13 protein-coding genes are annotated in these 14,215 nt (G+C 45.0%); 3 read left to right on the top strand and 10 right to left on the bottom strand.

Translation table 11 applies throughout. The features are described from left to right. Positions 1–63: 63 nt before the first annotated feature. The 4 genes from BW716_RS04560 to BW716_RS04545 all read right to left on the bottom strand — a co-directional run bounded on the left by BW716_RS04560 (position 64) and on the right by BW716_RS04545 (position 3,589). Positions 64–774 (bottom strand): LytTR family DNA-binding domain-containing protein, encoded by a 711-nt coding sequence (locus BW716_RS04560; protein ID WP_083721340.1) that lies wholly within the window; start codon positions 772–774, stop codon positions 64–66. After that, on the bottom strand, positions 749–1,954 hold the full coding sequence (locus tag BW716_RS04555) for a sensor histidine kinase (RefSeq protein ID WP_083721339.1): 1,206 nt from the start codon (positions 1,952–1,954) through the stop codon (positions 749–751). The genes BW716_RS04560 and BW716_RS04555 overlap by 26 nt, the downstream gene beginning before the upstream one ends. 230 nt (positions 1,955–2,184) lie before the next feature. Continuing rightward, complete coding sequence (locus BW716_RS04550) at positions 2,185–2,565, bottom strand: DUF4907 domain-containing protein (protein WP_179090991.1); 381 nt, start codon at positions 2,563–2,565, stop codon at positions 2,185–2,187. Continuing rightward, a complete protein-coding gene (locus tag BW716_RS04545) occupies positions 2,555–3,589 on the bottom strand; it encodes a kelch repeat-containing protein (RefSeq protein WP_083721337.1) in 1,035 nt (344 codons plus the stop codon). The genes BW716_RS04550 and BW716_RS04545 overlap by 11 nt, the downstream gene beginning before the upstream one ends. A 252-nt stretch (positions 3,590–3,841) precedes the next feature. On the opposite strand from BW716_RS04545, the gene BW716_RS04540 reads away from it, so the two are divergent. After that, positions 3,842–5,194, top strand: coding sequence for a DUF4270 family protein (locus BW716_RS04540; protein ID WP_083721336.1), 1,353 nt, complete (start codon positions 3,842–3,844; stop codon positions 5,192–5,194). A gap of 20 nt (positions 5,195–5,214) precedes the next feature. After that, the gene (locus BW716_RS04535; RefSeq protein ID WP_220388711.1) at positions 5,215–6,450 is read left to right on the top strand and encodes a hypothetical protein; all 1,236 of its coding nucleotides are present in this window, start codon (positions 5,215–5,217) and stop codon (positions 6,448–6,450) included. Between the two features lie 57 nt (positions 6,451–6,507). Here the strand turns inward: BW716_RS04535 and BW716_RS04530 are convergent, their stop codons facing one another. After that, the gene (locus BW716_RS04530) at positions 6,508–7,866 is read right to left on the bottom strand and encodes a GH1 family beta-glucosidase (RefSeq protein WP_083721334.1); all 1,359 of its coding nucleotides are present in this window, start codon (positions 7,864–7,866) and stop codon (positions 6,508–6,510) included. 156 nt (positions 7,867–8,022) lie between these two features. On the opposite strand from BW716_RS04530, the gene BW716_RS04525 reads away from it, so the two are divergent. Beyond that, a complete protein-coding gene (locus BW716_RS04525; protein WP_083721333.1) occupies positions 8,023–9,060 on the top strand; it encodes a formylglycine-generating enzyme family protein in 1,038 nt (345 codons plus the stop codon). Positions 9,061–9,206: 146 nt separating this feature from the next. On the opposite strand, the gene BW716_RS04520 is transcribed toward BW716_RS04525, so the two are convergent. From BW716_RS04520 to hisIE, 5 genes are all read right to left on the bottom strand, one after another. Next, positions 9,207–10,685, bottom strand: a complete 1,479-nt coding sequence (locus tag BW716_RS04520) for a M56 family metallopeptidase (RefSeq protein ID WP_083721332.1) — start codon at positions 10,683–10,685, stop codon at positions 9,207–9,209. Between the two features lie 2 nt (positions 10,686–10,687). Further along, on the bottom strand, positions 10,688–11,047 hold the full coding sequence (locus tag BW716_RS04515; RefSeq protein WP_083721331.1) for a BlaI/MecI/CopY family transcriptional regulator: 360 nt from the start codon (positions 11,045–11,047) through the stop codon (positions 10,688–10,690). Between the two features lie 152 nt (positions 11,048–11,199). Beyond that, positions 11,200–12,339: a TlpA disulfide reductase family protein gene (locus BW716_RS04510; RefSeq protein WP_083721330.1), complete on the bottom strand. Its 1,140-nt coding sequence runs from the start codon at positions 12,337–12,339 to the stop codon at positions 11,200–11,202. Between the two features lie 123 nt (positions 12,340–12,462). Next, positions 12,463–13,551 (bottom strand): TlpA disulfide reductase family protein, encoded by a 1,089-nt coding sequence (locus BW716_RS04505; protein WP_083721329.1) that lies wholly within the window; start codon positions 13,549–13,551, stop codon positions 12,463–12,465. A 24-nt stretch (positions 13,552–13,575) separates the two neighbouring features. Continuing rightward, complete coding sequence (hisIE, locus tag BW716_RS04500) at positions 13,576–14,181, bottom strand: bifunctional phosphoribosyl-AMP cyclohydrolase/phosphoribosyl-ATP diphosphatase HisIE (protein ID WP_083721328.1); 606 nt, start codon at positions 14,179–14,181, stop codon at positions 13,576–13,578. Between the last annotated feature and the right edge of the window lie 34 nt (positions 14,182–14,215).

Raw genomic sequence — 14,215 nt, 5'->3', positions numbered from 1 at the left:
TTCGGAAAGCTTTTTAGGGGTCTAAATAAAAATGGCCTTTGCTACCGCAAAGGCCATTTTTATTTAGCTATTTCTATTTATCACATCATAAAACTTCTCTCTATACCCATCACTGATCGGAATACTCTGATTCGCGATCATTACCGTATTCTTCTCCACAGAGTTAATCTTATTTAAAGACACCACATAAGAGCGGTGTACCCTGATAAACTTGTCCGATGGCAATCTTGTCTCAAACGACTTTAAACTACGTAAAGTCAATACTGGTTGAAAAGGTGTATAAATCTTCGTATAATCTTTCAGTGCTTCTATGAAGAGAATATCTTCCAGGTTGATCTTAATGATCTTGTACTCTGTCTTAATGAAGATATAATCACTCACATGATTGTTATTGTTATCATTATTCTTTTGCTGCGACATCGTCTGCAGTTCCAGTGCCTTGGTAGCTGCCCTGAGGAATCGCTCAAATGGTACCGGCTTTAACAGGTAATCCACGACTTCCAGATCAAAGCCTTCCAGCGCATATTCTCCATACGCCGTTGTAAACACCACCATAGGCGGATACTTCAACGACTTCATGAATTGTATACCCGTAATGTCAGGCATTTTAATATCCAGGAACAACAGGTCTACCCGATCCTCCTGTAAAAAGCGCAATGCTTCTGCAGCATTTTCAAATGTACCCACCAGCTGAAGAAAGGGTATTTTCTTCGCAAAGTCTGTAATAATTTCCAATGCCAGTGGTTCATCATCCACCGCTATACACCTGATCATTTTTCAGCTCGATTTTAAGATCAACAATAAATTGGTTTTCAGCTTCTGTTATTTCAAGCTCGTGGTCTTCAGTATAGAGTAATTCCAATCTCTTTTTTACATTTTGTAAACCAATCCCCCCTTTTTCGGCCATCCGCTGTCTGAAAACAGCATTTTCCACCACCAGTCGTACCTGATTCCTTTCAATCGCCACCGCAATGGCAATAAAAGAAGGCTCCGCATAACTGATACCGTGCTTAAATGCATTCTCTACGAATGGGACCAGGAGCATGGGTTCAATACGTAATCCTGCCGGATTGCCCTGTACTGCATAATCCACGACGATATCCTCTGGCAGCCTAAGTCTCTGAATATCAATATAATCTTCCAGATATTGCAGTTCCTGTTGTAGCTGTACCTTGTCCTCATTTGACTCATAAATCATGTACCGCAGGATGGTCGAGAGCTTAATAATAGCATGCTCGGTCTGTGCAGAATGTTTATGTGCCAGTGAGTAGATAGTGTTTAGACAGTTAAAAAGGAAGTGAGGATTAATCTGAGACTTTAAAAATTTTAATTCGGCGTTTAAATTCTCCAGTTTAAGGGCTTCACGCTGCTGTTCAGACTTAAACCACTCCTGGGCAATCTTGATAAAACCACTCATAAACAACATGAGCAGGGCAGCAAAAACCGTCTTTCGCAGTATTTCTGGAAACAAAATATCGTCCAGAAAGGTTGGGATCTTTCCATTTACCGACCCGTCGTCAAATGCCAGCGGAGGTCTTTCCCGGAAATCTACTCCTCCATGTGGCCGGTCATGATAATAATGGTACATGGGCGGTGGCATAAGCCCCTCCTGCCCCGACTGGTGTAAGGCTGCGTCTTCTTTCGCATACACTTTCCAGAACACATATTCGGAAACTGCCTGCTGCATAATCACAAAAACCAGTACCATGACCACAAAGGACAGGTAATAGACAATTTTCTTGATGGTAAAAAAGCGGGGAATAAGGAAGTAAAAATTGAGGTAAAACACCCCTATCAGAAAGAGGTTATCCACAATTTCACGTACAAAGAACCAAGGATGCTGAATCCTGATCCTATAGATAAAAAAGGGAAAGAACAGGAAACAGGTCCATACTGCAATATGTAAACCAATATTGAATAGTCTGTTCCTATAGAGTTGTTTTAAATTTATCATGTGCCAAAAAGCACGATAAACATACACTCAATTCCTGTAAAATCTGCTAAGTGTGCTGAAAAGAATCGTTAAAATTTGGGGTATAGGAATGTCCATGTGGCCAGATACAGTACTGCGGCCAGTATTAATATAAGTTTCCATATGTCTGCAAAACTGCTCTTAGCGCTCAGTTTGCTCATTATTTTAAAGAAAACCGACCTGCGGGACAAGCCGGTTTTCCTCAAAGGTGATTATTTCACACCTGCAATATGCATGTCCAGCAGTTCCTGACGGGTAATGTCCGGGAAACCTGTATGCTGGGTTCTCATTTTCTGAGCCATATTCTCTCCTACCTTCAGGGCGTCCTCTTTAGTCGCAAATGGTATACGACCCAGTATCACAGGAATGAACTCCTGGTGAATCCGGGTCTTGGGTCCGATTTTAATATCGAAGCCCCAGCCACCACCTTCTGGTTGAAAAGGCACTACCGTAATGTCCTGTTCGGACGTTACGGTAGCGTTTATAGTATCTCTGCTTTTCAGTTTGTTATCGCCGGAATGGCCTTTGTTCTCCTGACAGGCAACAACCCCAGTAGCCATTAAAGCTACGAGTGCTAATTGCTTAGTTGTCATTCGTATCGTTTTCTGCGGTTGGATCAAATACGCGGAGATCATCCAGACCAGAAGAACCGTTCAAACCAGTAGCAATATAACCGTTACCTTTTACGGTGAAACCTACTGCACCGGTACGGCTGGTACCATCAAATGCAGTTTTCTCGTCCCAACGGTCAGTAACCGGGTTATATTCCCATGTGTTCAGAACAGAACCTGTAGCTAAATAAGCTTTGTTGTTGATGGTGAAAGCAACGGCCTGTGTACGTGCGATGGTTGTATAATCATCATCGTAAGAATAATCGGTCGCGTTTTTGATCTGGCTCTTTTCTCTCCACTCATCCTTGCTTCTGTCATACACATACATGTAGTAAGCACTGCTACCAGAAGAACCGGTACCGGATACTACGTATGCACTGTCATTGATTACGAAAGAAACTGCGTTCTTTCTTTTATCCTTCAGAGAAGTGATTGCATCCCATGTGTCGTTGATTGGGTCATATCTGTAGAAGTCGCTCAGGATAGTGCTGGAAGAACCAGTAGTACCAGTACCAACATAACCGGAATCACCAATTGCGAAACCTACTGCATAATAGCGCGCAACGCCTGGGAAGCTTGCTTTTGAACTCCAGGAGTTTGCAGTTGGATCATATGCCCAGGTATCATTCAGAGAGTTAAATGAACTGTCGCAACCAGTTACCACATATCCTTTACCAGCAACCGCGAATGCAGAAGCACCGGTACGTCCCAGGTTTTTGAAAGGATCGGTAGGATCCTGCATAGATGCAATTACTGACCAGTTGTCTTTACTAGGATCATATTTATAGAATGTACTTAATCTCGCACCTTTGTTGGGTCCTCCATAACCAGTTCCTACATACGCTGTATCTCCGATCACGAAAGCCACAGCTTCATACCTTGCATCACCTGCATAGTCAGCTTTTTTAATCCAGTTACCCAGCTTTGTGGAGTCATCGCTCGATGAACAGGAGGCTAACATCAAGACGGCTGCTAAACCCAGAAAACATACATTTAAATAGCGCATAGATAATTTTTACTTTATTAATAGCTGCCAAAATTATCTGCCTTTGTTTTGGCGTAATCGGAAAATAGACTATTCAGGTATTTTTGCCAGACGAATCAAGACATTTTATCTACCAACGGGATTTTTAGCTTACCTAAAGGGCTACTACCCCAGCAGTAATATAGAGACCTTCATCGAGCATTCGTCGATAAAATATGCCAATTGGCATATTAAATAACCGGGAAGTTGGCCGTCTGTCTAAAATTGCGCTCCATGAATAAAAATATCCGTGCCAAAATGGCTTATAAATACCTGGTTTGTGCAATATTAGTGGCAGGCGCTGCAGCTTGCGACAAGGAAGGCTTTAATTATAGTAATGAAGTTGAAACTAGTGGTACCGAGTACCTGGTAACGGATTCTATTACAATGAATGTAAGCACTGCTTACATTGACTCCATTCCTACTTCCGATCAGAGCGTAGCCCTCGTAGGCACCGCTGTTGATCCTTACTTCGGTACCATCTCTTCCAGCACTTATTTCAAGGTGAAGGCGCTGAGCACCTCCACCTCCCTTGAAGATCTGGCTGTGTATGACTCCCTGGTACTCGTTATCCATCCTAAGACTTATTATTATGGAGATACCACCAAGTCTCAGCACTTTGAGGTTTACAAAGTGACGCAGACCATCCAGAAAACAACTGGTACTTCCTATTATTATAGTGGTATGTCATTTACCACCGACCCGTCACCTATCGGTTCCCTGCAGATCTCACACATTCGTCCAACCCTGGATAGCGTGTACGGTATCAAAATCGATGATGCCATCGGTGAGGACTTCTTCAACAAGGTAAACTACAGACTGCCTGCTATCACCAGCCAGGATCAGTTCACCCAGTGGTTCCCGGGCCTTTGCATCAGACCAGGTGCTAACAGCCAGGTTATTACACCGCTGAGAGCTGATGACTCCCTGTCTCTCCGCTTATATTATCACGTGAATTCTTCTTCTTATGAGTGGAAATCTGTGGATTTTGCCATGTATGATGCAACTTCCCAGTTCAATCACGTAGACTTTACCCGTCCTGTAGGTTCACCACTGGCAAATCTGACACCTAACTCAGAACTGAGCACAAACAAATTGCTGGCTGAGAATGCTGATAACCTCACTTATGTGCAGCCACTGACCAACCTGGTAACAAGAATTGACTTCCCTTATCTGAGACAATTCTCCCAGACGGCCAAATTCTATAAGATCATGCGGGCTACACTGACGGTGAAACCTTACATAGATACTTATGTATATCCGTACGAACTGCCGTCTAAACTGACGCTGGTAAGACTGAACAGTGGTAACGCAGTATCTGACTCCGTTACCAATCCAAGTACCGGTGCTGTACAAACAGGCAGCCTGGTCACCGATTATGTATATAACCTTGGCACTGAATATACTTACGATGTAACCAACTATGTGATTAACGAGATTTCCAGCACTGACAATACAACCAGGGCTTTGGGCCTCATGACGCCAGGTACTACCGGCCTCACTCACTTCGATCGTCTTGTACTAGGCGGACCTTACAATAAGTCCAACCCGATCGAGTTGAAGGTATATTATCTGCTGTATAAATAATGCAAGCTAGAACAGACTACATGAAGCGAATAAAATATACAACAGGCTTATGCGGCTTAATGATGCTCTTGATGGGATCAAAGGCACTGGCACAGCATGGCATTAATTCCCTTTACTCGGCATACGCCATTGGCGATCTGGAAGAAAGGGACTATAGCCGAAATTTTGGTGTAGGTAGCAGTGGTGTTGCCCGCCGCTCAGATTATTTTCTGAACGAGCTGAACCCCGCCTCCTATTCCGCTATCCCACGGCAGCATTTTATGTTCGACGTGTCCCTCAGGGGTCAGATCGTTGGTTATAAAAACAGCAGCAGTCTGAACCAGACTGCCGGAGACCTCTCTGTAAGACGCCTTGCTATTGGCTTCAAAGCGAACAATCGCTGGGGTATTAGCGCAGGTTTCTCTCCTTACAGCTCTGTGAATTATAAGTTAATCTCCACCACTTATATAGATAACACTGCTCAAACCACTACTACGACTGGCGATGGAGGTCTCAATAAAGGATACATCACCAACTCAGTAAGGCTGAACAAGAACTTCTCTGTTGGTGTAGCTACCAATTTCCTTTTTGGACCTATCAATACCGTTGAAAACGTAGGAGGCGATACTGTCTCTACCAAGCTGCAACGCTACGCTTTCAACGTGAACCTCAATACAGGTATACAATATGCCGGTAAGATCGGTACCAAATGGGTAATTGGTTTAGGGGCTACTTACCGCTTCAAGACCAATATGAACTTCGATAAGAAGCTCATTATACAGAACAGCAGCGAAACCACTGTTTACTCATATGATCTGGCTAAGGAAAAATACACCTTACCGGAAATGTATACAGGCGGTATCTCCCTCACCAATGGTACAGTTACCTGGCTGGCTGACTGGAAACACCAGAAATGGAGTCAGTACGGACAGAAAGGTACACACTACCAGCTGGTAGATGCAGACCGCTACTCTACCGGTCTGGAATATTCTTTCAGACGTACTTATGGTGATTTGCGTGTAGAAGGTATCGTGGTGCAGGCTGGTTTTGCATATAATAATTCTTACCTGCAGGTGTATGGTGAGCAGTTGAAAGATGTATCAGGTACTGCGGGCATCTCCATCCCTAGTAAAAGTGGTTCTATCCGCTACTACATTGGTCTGGAAGCCGGACAACGTGGATCTTATAACAGTGGGTTGATTAAGGAAACGTATTTGAATGCGGTATTCCACTTCTCACTGAGAGATATCTGGTTCATCCGCAGAACTTACGATTGATCGCAAGACAGATGGTTTAATATTATTGAGGTCGTTCCCTACGGGAACGACCTTTTTTCATTTATCATGCAGGAAATCCTGGAACCATAACCCCGAGTCTTTCAGGGTGCGCACCTGTGTATCGAGATCTACATGCGCTAATCCAAAACGGGCGCGGTACCCTTCCGCCCACTCAAAGTTGTCTGTAAGCGTCCACACAAAGTAGCCATCCAGTGGCACCCCTTCGTTCTTTGCCTTCAGAATCGCTTCCAGGTAGGTGATAAAGTAGTTAATCCTGTCTGTGTCGTGAATACGCCCCTCTGTCAATACATCGTTGAAAGCCGCCCCGTTTTCAGTAACAATCAGCCTGGGGATATTCGGATAGGCAGCAAACTGTTTCAGGATATTATATATCCCTTCTCCACTAATCTCCCACCCCATTGCAGTCACCGGTACCTTGCGGTAACGTGGCTTTACTTCCGATACGCCAACGATAGGCATAAACGGATTCCGACGGATTACCAGCGGGAAATAATTCTGTACCCCTATAAAGTCGTAGTCGAAGGACAGGTTATCGCGATCCCGCCAGAGGGCATAGCGGCGCTCTATTTTGCCCAGTAAAGGGAAATCAGCTACAGGATAGCCCATACCCAGGATAGGCTCCAGAAAGATCCGGTTGAATAGCGCATCTGCCTTGCGGGCCGCCTGGATATCTGCCTGACTTTGGGTATTGGGTAAAATATAAGAGCAGGATAATGCAATCCCGATATTTGCACCTTTTACTACCTCACGGATCACCTTGGCGCCGGCCGCCTGTGCCAGTAAAGCATGGTGCACTGCCGGGAAGAAATAAGATAATCCAAATTTGCCCGGAGCGTGTACTCCTAACATATAGCCCAGCGATGTAAAACCAAACGGCTCATTCATCACCACCCAGTTTTTCACTTTATCTCCGTAAGCTTCTACACAGATCCGCACATATTCTTCAAAAGCGAAGATGATACCTCTGTGACACCAGCCTCCTTTATGCTCTAATGCCAGCGGCAGGTCCCAGTGATATAAAGTCACATAAGGAACCATGTCCAGTTCCAGGCAGGTATCTATAATGCGGTGATAAAAGTCAATGCCGGCAGGATTGATGGCCCCGGTACCATTAGGCAAAATACGTGGCCATGCTATAGAAAAACGGAATATTTTAAACCCCATAGATTTGGCGAGAAAAATATCATCCCGGTATCTGTTGTAGAAATCCGTTGTGACCTGTGCATGGGTGCCATCTTTGATCTTACCCTTGCGGGCTGTAAAATCATCCCAGATGGAAGCGCCTTTTCCGTCATGATCATGTGCACCTTCATTCTGAAATGCAGAAATAGTGATGCCCCAGAGGAAATGCGCTCCAAAATCGTGGCGGTGGAAGGGTGCTGAAAATTGTTCCATATGTTAAGCTGATGCAGTTTACAACAGTTTCGCAGAAGTAGCGATTATTTTAGTGTTAATTTTTCACCATATGTAATGTTTTCAGAAAAATAAAAATGATTGCGTCCTTGCTGCCGCAGGCTAATATTTCATGAAATAATTCCGAACTTGTGAGATATGTTTCGTTATATGCCACTCTACCTGCTGGCAGGAGCCATATCGCTCAATGCCTGCCAAAGCAGTGAAAAGAAGATACCCGGCAATGACCGTGTGCTGACCACAACGGCGGATACCGCCAACCATATGATACTGATACCCGGCGGTACCTTTATAATGGGTGCTAACGATGCGGAAGCCCGTCAGGATGAGCAACCCAGGCACAGGGTCACTGTCGATAGTTTCCGGATAGATGAACATGAAGTGACCAATGCAGAGTTTGCCGCCTTTGTGAAAGCTACAGGATACGTCACTACAGCTGAAAAGCCTATCAGCAAAGAAGAGTTGATGCAACAATTGCCTCCCGGTTCACCGGAGCCTGACAGCAGCATGCTGTTACCAGGTGCACTGGTGTTCACACCTCCTGATCATGCTGTACCGCTGGACGATGTATCTCAATGGTGGACGTTTACACTGGGTGCCAGCTGGCAACATCCACAGGGCCCGGGCAGTGATATCAAAGGCAAGGAAAACCTGCCTGTGGTGCAGGTGTCATGGGATGATGCACAGGCATATGCCCGCTGGGCAGGTAAGCGACTACCTACAGAAGCAGAATGGGAGTTTGCAGCAAGGGGTGGGTTGAATGATCAACCTTATTCATGGGGCAGCGATCCGATCACTTCCGGCAAACCAAAAGCCAATACATGGAGTGGCAATTTCCCTTATCAGAATACAGCAGTAGATGGGTTTACGGGATTGGCACCCGTGAGGTCTTTCCCTCCTAACGGCTACGGACTCTATGATATGGCGGGGAATGCATGGGAATGGGTAGCCGACTGGTATGATGTGGATTATTACAAACATGCAGATCATCTGCATAATCCAAAAGGGCCTGCAAAAGGGAATGATCCGGATGATCCTGCAGTGGCAAAACATACCATCAGAGGTGGTTCTTTTATGTGTACTGATCAGTATTGTTCAGGATATAGGGTCACAGCGAGAATGAAGTCATCGCCGGAGTCAGGGTTGGAGAATCTTGGTTTCAGGTGTGTAAGATAGAACGGGTTGATAAGAACCCAAAAAGAAGAGAGTGTATCAAAAATAAATAAACCTACTCAGAAGTCCTTAAAGGACTACCTATCTCCATTAGGTATCCGAATAAAACGAGGCCGTATCTTATTGCTGATACGGCCTCTTCTTTTTTTCTATGGATGCGCAGAATTTTGAAATTCTGCTTTTTTACCGTCTTTTGATTCGACTATTATTTTCTTCGCTTCCACTGTCACCACCTCTGCTTTAGGGAGTGTCGGGCCCTGGGGTCCGGTATAATCTTTTGTGTAAATAAAGATTAAGCCATTCTTCCGGCCATCTTCTCCATATTCAGCAGGTACACTGTCGCCTTTCCATACATATACAGATTCAATATCGTTATTGTTATACCCTGATGCGACAGACATTCCCTTACCCTTGTATTCATTATTGATATAAACCAATGGCTCTCCTTGCGGATTAAGAGATCCCTTTCCATTTATGGAACGCAGGATCACTACATGATTTGAATCCGGTACTGGCGGGGGAGGAGGAGGTGGTGGTGGCGGCACCACAGGCTTTGGATCATCTGCTCTTATTGAAAATACTGCTGGTGCAGGCGGTGGCGGTGGTGGAGTCTTCGCTGACTTTGGCGACTTCGGAGACTTCGGTGCCGGTGGCGGAGGAGGTGGCGCTACATCTTTAACAATAACCGGATCTTCCCGTACTATTGGTGCTTTAGGATCTGCCGGTGATGGGGTCACAGTCGTATCACCCCGCAGCGCTTTCTTTACAGTAACAGTGATAGCTGCCCGGGAATAATTCAGCGACACAAGCGCAATGATCATTAGGCTCCCCAGTACTAAGTACCTTACCAGATTATATTTTGATGACCGTTGTTTATTCATCATCATAATCCTTTGTTTTAAGTGTGAAAAATTGAAATTGTTTGCGATGGCCGTCGCATATGGGATCCCACTTACTTTTAAAAGACTGTATTGATAAACTTTAATATCTGTACCCTGCCGTAGCATGTACCTGTCGGTAATGAACTCCAGGTTTTCCCTGATGGCAGTGCTGATGAGCCATGCACCGGGGTTAAACCAGTAGAAAATCTTGTTCAGTTCTCCCAGCAATACATCCAGTGTATGCCATTGCCGCACATGGACCTGCTCGTGCCGCATAATGGCGGAGAGTTCTGCTGGACTGTGCATATCAGGGTTGATGTATATATTATGTAAGAATGAAAAAGGTTGTAATGATTTGTCAGTCACCCTTACCTGCTGGTCAAAAAGTTTATCCTTGCTGGTAGTTCTGTGCAGGGCCCAGAGAGAGCTGAGTTGCAGGAGCATTCTCAATGTCATGACGATCACGCCTGCCCAGAAGATATATATAAGCACCACATTGATCCAGGGGGTAGCCGGCTGGCGGAGGTCATTGAAGTCAATGACATAAGCGATGGCTGCACCCGTCAGTGGACGATTGTGGCGGAAAATGGTTTCCGGGTTGATGAATGGGCAAACAGCGGCACAAATGATGGCCAGCAGAAGAAAGGCACGGTTTAAAGTATAGAATGTAAGGCGACGCAGACCAAAGCGGTAGGCCAGGTAGAATAACGTGAGGGCTATATTAGCCTTGAGCAGAAAGAGCAACATAATTATTGATTTTTCTCGATCATTTTTACGATTTCTTTGAGTTCTTCAGGGCTGATCTTTTTCTCTTTGGCGAAAAAGGTGACGAGGTTTTTATATGAGTTTTCAAAGTAGTCTTTGACAAACCCACTCATGAATTTTTGCTTATACTCGTTTTCCGGTATGATGGGCTGGTATTCATATACGTTACCAATCTTCCGGCTTTGTAAATAACCTTTCTTCTCCAGGTTTTTGACTGTAGATGCCAGGGTTGTATATGGTGGCTGTGGAGCCGGATGAGCTTCGAGGAAATCCTTCACAAATCCACCTGATATTTTCCAGATGGCAAGCATGGCATTTTCTTCTTGTTGAGTTAGTTTCTCCATAACTACGATTGTTTCGTAAATCTACGAAAGTTTCGTAAACCACCAAATTAATTTCCTAAAAACCGAAATGGTTCTGGTGGCTTTCGCCACCAGAACCATTTCGCCTCCAAATCAAAAAGGTTTTGCCAGAGGCAAAACCTTTTTGATTTGGCCTATTTAATTACTTCTTCTAATTTCTTTTCGAGTGCATCCCCACGAAGATTCTTAGCTATAATCACCCCCTTCGGATCCAACAGCAAATTCTGGGGAATCGCCCTGATCCCATACTGCTCTGCCACCACATTCTTCCACCCTTTCAAATCACTTACATGTGTCCATGGCAGGTTATCTGCCTGCACAGCCGCCAGCCACTTATCCTTTTTATCATCCAGGCTCACGCCTAAAATGTCAAACCCTTTATCTTTAAACCGGCTATAAGCCTTCACTACATTCGGATTTTCAGCACGGCAAGGACCACACCAGCTCGCCCAGAAATCAACCAACACATACTTACCTTTATATGAAGCCAGACTAATCTGCTTGCCATCGGCATCAGGCTGACTAAAGTCCATCGCTGGCTGCCCTATCGCGGTTTTACGGGCAGATTCCAGTCTTGTTGCAAATTCTTTTCCGGAAGGGCTTGTGCGCAATGTCTTACTCAGCTTATTATATACAGGCGTGATCTCGGTAGGGTTTATTTCATAACCAGCATACTGGTTCAGTACAAACAATGCTATCGGGGAACTACTATTACTTTTGAGGTAATCGCCCAGAATCGTCTTCTGGTTAGCTTCCAGTTCATCAAATTTAGGCTCCAGCTTCTTCATTCCCTCTTCATCCTTCGCCATATACAACTGCCGGTACTGCTGTTGTAATTCCTGCATCTGGCTGCTTACATCTTTCAGGTTCTCATTCAGCTGCTTAAAATCGTCGTTCGCTTTGGAACCAGTCACGGTCGCTTTACTGATAGAATCCTGTGCAGAGATGTTCATCTTTCCCTTATCCAGGAATACGGTCAGGATATCCTTTTTTACCGGTCCTGTGAGCTCGGGTGCCGACGGATCCTGTACTTTTAGCAGCAGGCTGGCCATCATCGGCTCTTCCAAACTACCTGTAAAGGAGAATTTACCATCTTTTACTTCTGCACTATCCAGTTTATTCTTACTTGAATTACGGATACTCAGATAAACTTTAGCTGGCTTTTGCAGTTGCGCGACAGATCCCTCAATGGTAAAGGGTTGCTCATTTTTCTTGTCCTGCGCAACTAAGACCACGGGCGACAATAGCGCCGCGGCCAATATTACTGACTTCATTAGTTTCTGATTTTATAACAAAAATCCCGATTACCATCAGGATAATCAAAGGTATTGTGATAAGCGGCCTAAAAACGCAAAAAGCCCGCAGAGCGGGCTTCAGCTATTATCTTTCTTACTTACTTATTTCAGTATCTGGGCGAGCTTCTCTTCCAGCGCCGCCCCTCTCAGGTTGCGGGCTATGATCCGACCCTTTGGATCTATAAGCAGGTTCGCAGGGATCCCGTTGATGTTGTACAACCGGGCAGCTTCGTTACCCCATCCCTTCAGGTCCGATACCTGTGTCCAGTCCAGGTTATCATGCTTGATAGCAGCTACCCAACTTTCCTTATCCTGGTCCAGAGACACCCCAAGTATAGTGAAGTTCTTGTCTTTGAATTTGTTATAAGCTTTTACCACATTCGGGTTTTCCTGGCGGCAAGGTCCACACCAGCTGGCCCAGAAATCTACCAACACATATTTACCTCTGAAAGAAGACAGCTTTACTTTGTTGCCATTTACATCGGTCTGTTCAAAGTCTTCTGCTTCAACCACTTCTGTTTCACCTTTCAGATCATGCAGGTACTTACCCGCTGATTTGCCATACTTGGTTTCTTTCAGCCCCGCGTCGAGAGAAGTATATAATGCTTCAAAGTCTTCAGGAGATAAACGGCTACGCAACTCATTCATTAATACCCAGATGCTGGCTATTTCCTTTGGATGGTCTTTTACCAGCTTCTTTCCGGTGGCAATTACTTCATCGCTGAATTTACCTGCTTTATCACGAAAAGCCTGCTTGGCAGCTTCATCGTCAGGATTAATGCCTTTGGCTTCTGCATTCAGTTCTCCCGCACGTTTCAGCAAGGGAGCAAAGGCCTTCTGGTATTCCTGCATGGCTTTGTCATCCGCACTACCCTTCATAGAAGTCGCAATCGGGAAGTCAGCAGCCGTGAGCACATAAGAAGTCTTCTCTTTACCTGTTACAAACAACAGGGGATTATTCACAGATTCCAGTACCAGGGCGTTCACCGCTGGTGCTTTGGTCGCATCGGTATTAAAGGTAAACTTGCCATCTTCTTTAATGACGAGGGAATCCTTCGGATTGTTGTCGTCATCACTATAGAGATACAGCTTTTTGCCCTCCGCTCCCTTCAGGGAACCGGATACCTGCTGTGCAGTGATGGAAAGTGAGCATAGTACGCCTGCGGCGCAGATAACAGTAAGTCTTTTCACGCCCTAATATATGAAATATTTGTGTTACTTATGTCTTTGCTGCAATATCCCCAGTACGTCAGACAGTTGGTAGCCTTTGGCACTGAGCAATACCAGGTAATGGAACAGCAGATCGGCTGATTCATTCAGGAACAGTTCTTCACTGTCATCCTTTGCTTCGATCACCACTTCTACCGCTTCTTCCCCTACCTTCTGGGCAATCTTATTGATACCCCTGGCGAAGAGTTTGGAAGTATAAGAGCTGTCAGAAGGGTTGTTCTTCCGGTCGTTGATGACGGTTTCCAGTTTGGACAGAAAATCGTTGGAGATATTCTTTTCATCCCAACAGGTGTCCGCACCTGTATGGCATACTACACCCGCAGGGTTTACCTTGATAAGAAGAGTATCGTTGTCGCAGTCTACCCGCAGGTCTACGAGCGTGAGGAAGTTACCACTCTCCTCTCCTTTTGTCCACAGCCTTTGTTTTGAACGGCTGAAGAAGGTGACTTTCCCTTCCTGCAGGGTTTTGTCCAGGGATTCCTGGTTCATATAACCCAGCATCAGAACTTTGTGAGTAGCGGCATCCTGTATGATGGCAGGTACCAGTCCGTCTGCTGATTTTTGAAAATCTATCTGCTTGTAATTATACATTTGGTGCGCTCTTTAAAATTGACTTTAGCAGTGC

The organism is [Flexibacter] sp. ATCC 35208, assembly GCF_001975825.1.
Taxonomy (GTDB): domain Bacteria; phylum Bacteroidota; class Bacteroidia; order Chitinophagales; family Chitinophagaceae; genus Chitinophaga.
This window is presented reverse-complemented; position numbering and strand designations above follow the sequence as displayed.

Excerpts from the sequence above, each read along its gene's own strand:
- BW716_RS04560 (WP_083721340.1), bottom strand. The coding sequence starts at position 774 with ATGATCAGGTGTATAGCGGTGGATGATGAACCACTGGCATTGGAAATT.
- BW716_RS04555 (WP_083721339.1), bottom strand. The coding sequence starts at position 1,954 with ATGATAAATTTAAAACAACTCTATAGGAACAGACTATTCAATATTGGT.
- BW716_RS04550 (WP_179090991.1), bottom strand. The coding sequence starts at position 2,565 with ATGACAACTAAGCAATTAGCACTCGTAGCTTTAATGGCTACTGGGGTT.
- BW716_RS04545 (WP_083721337.1), bottom strand. The coding sequence starts at position 3,589 with ATGCGCTATTTAAATGTATGTTTTCTGGGTTTAGCAGCCGTCTTGATG.
- BW716_RS04540 (WP_083721336.1), top strand. The coding sequence starts at position 3,842 with ATGAATAAAAATATCCGTGCCAAAATGGCTTATAAATACCTGGTTTGT.
- BW716_RS04535 (WP_220388711.1), top strand. The coding sequence starts at position 5,215 with ATGAAGCGAATAAAATATACAACAGGCTTATGCGGCTTAATGATGCTC.
- BW716_RS04530 (WP_083721334.1), bottom strand. The coding sequence starts at position 7,866 with ATGGAACAATTTTCAGCACCCTTCCACCGCCACGATTTTGGAGCGCAT.
- BW716_RS04525 (WP_083721333.1), top strand. The coding sequence starts at position 8,023 with ATGTTTCGTTATATGCCACTCTACCTGCTGGCAGGAGCCATATCGCTC.
- BW716_RS04520 (WP_083721332.1), bottom strand. The coding sequence starts at position 10,685 with ATGTTGCTCTTTCTGCTCAAGGCTAATATAGCCCTCACGTTATTCTAC.
- BW716_RS04515 (WP_083721331.1), bottom strand. The coding sequence starts at position 11,047 with ATGGAGAAACTAACTCAACAAGAAGAAAATGCCATGCTTGCCATCTGG.
- BW716_RS04510 (WP_083721330.1), bottom strand. The coding sequence starts at position 12,339 with ATGAAGTCAGTAATATTGGCCGCGGCGCTATTGTCGCCCGTGGTCTTA.
- hisIE (WP_083721328.1), bottom strand. The coding sequence starts at position 14,181 with ATGTATAATTACAAGCAGATAGATTTTCAAAAATCAGCAGACGGACTG.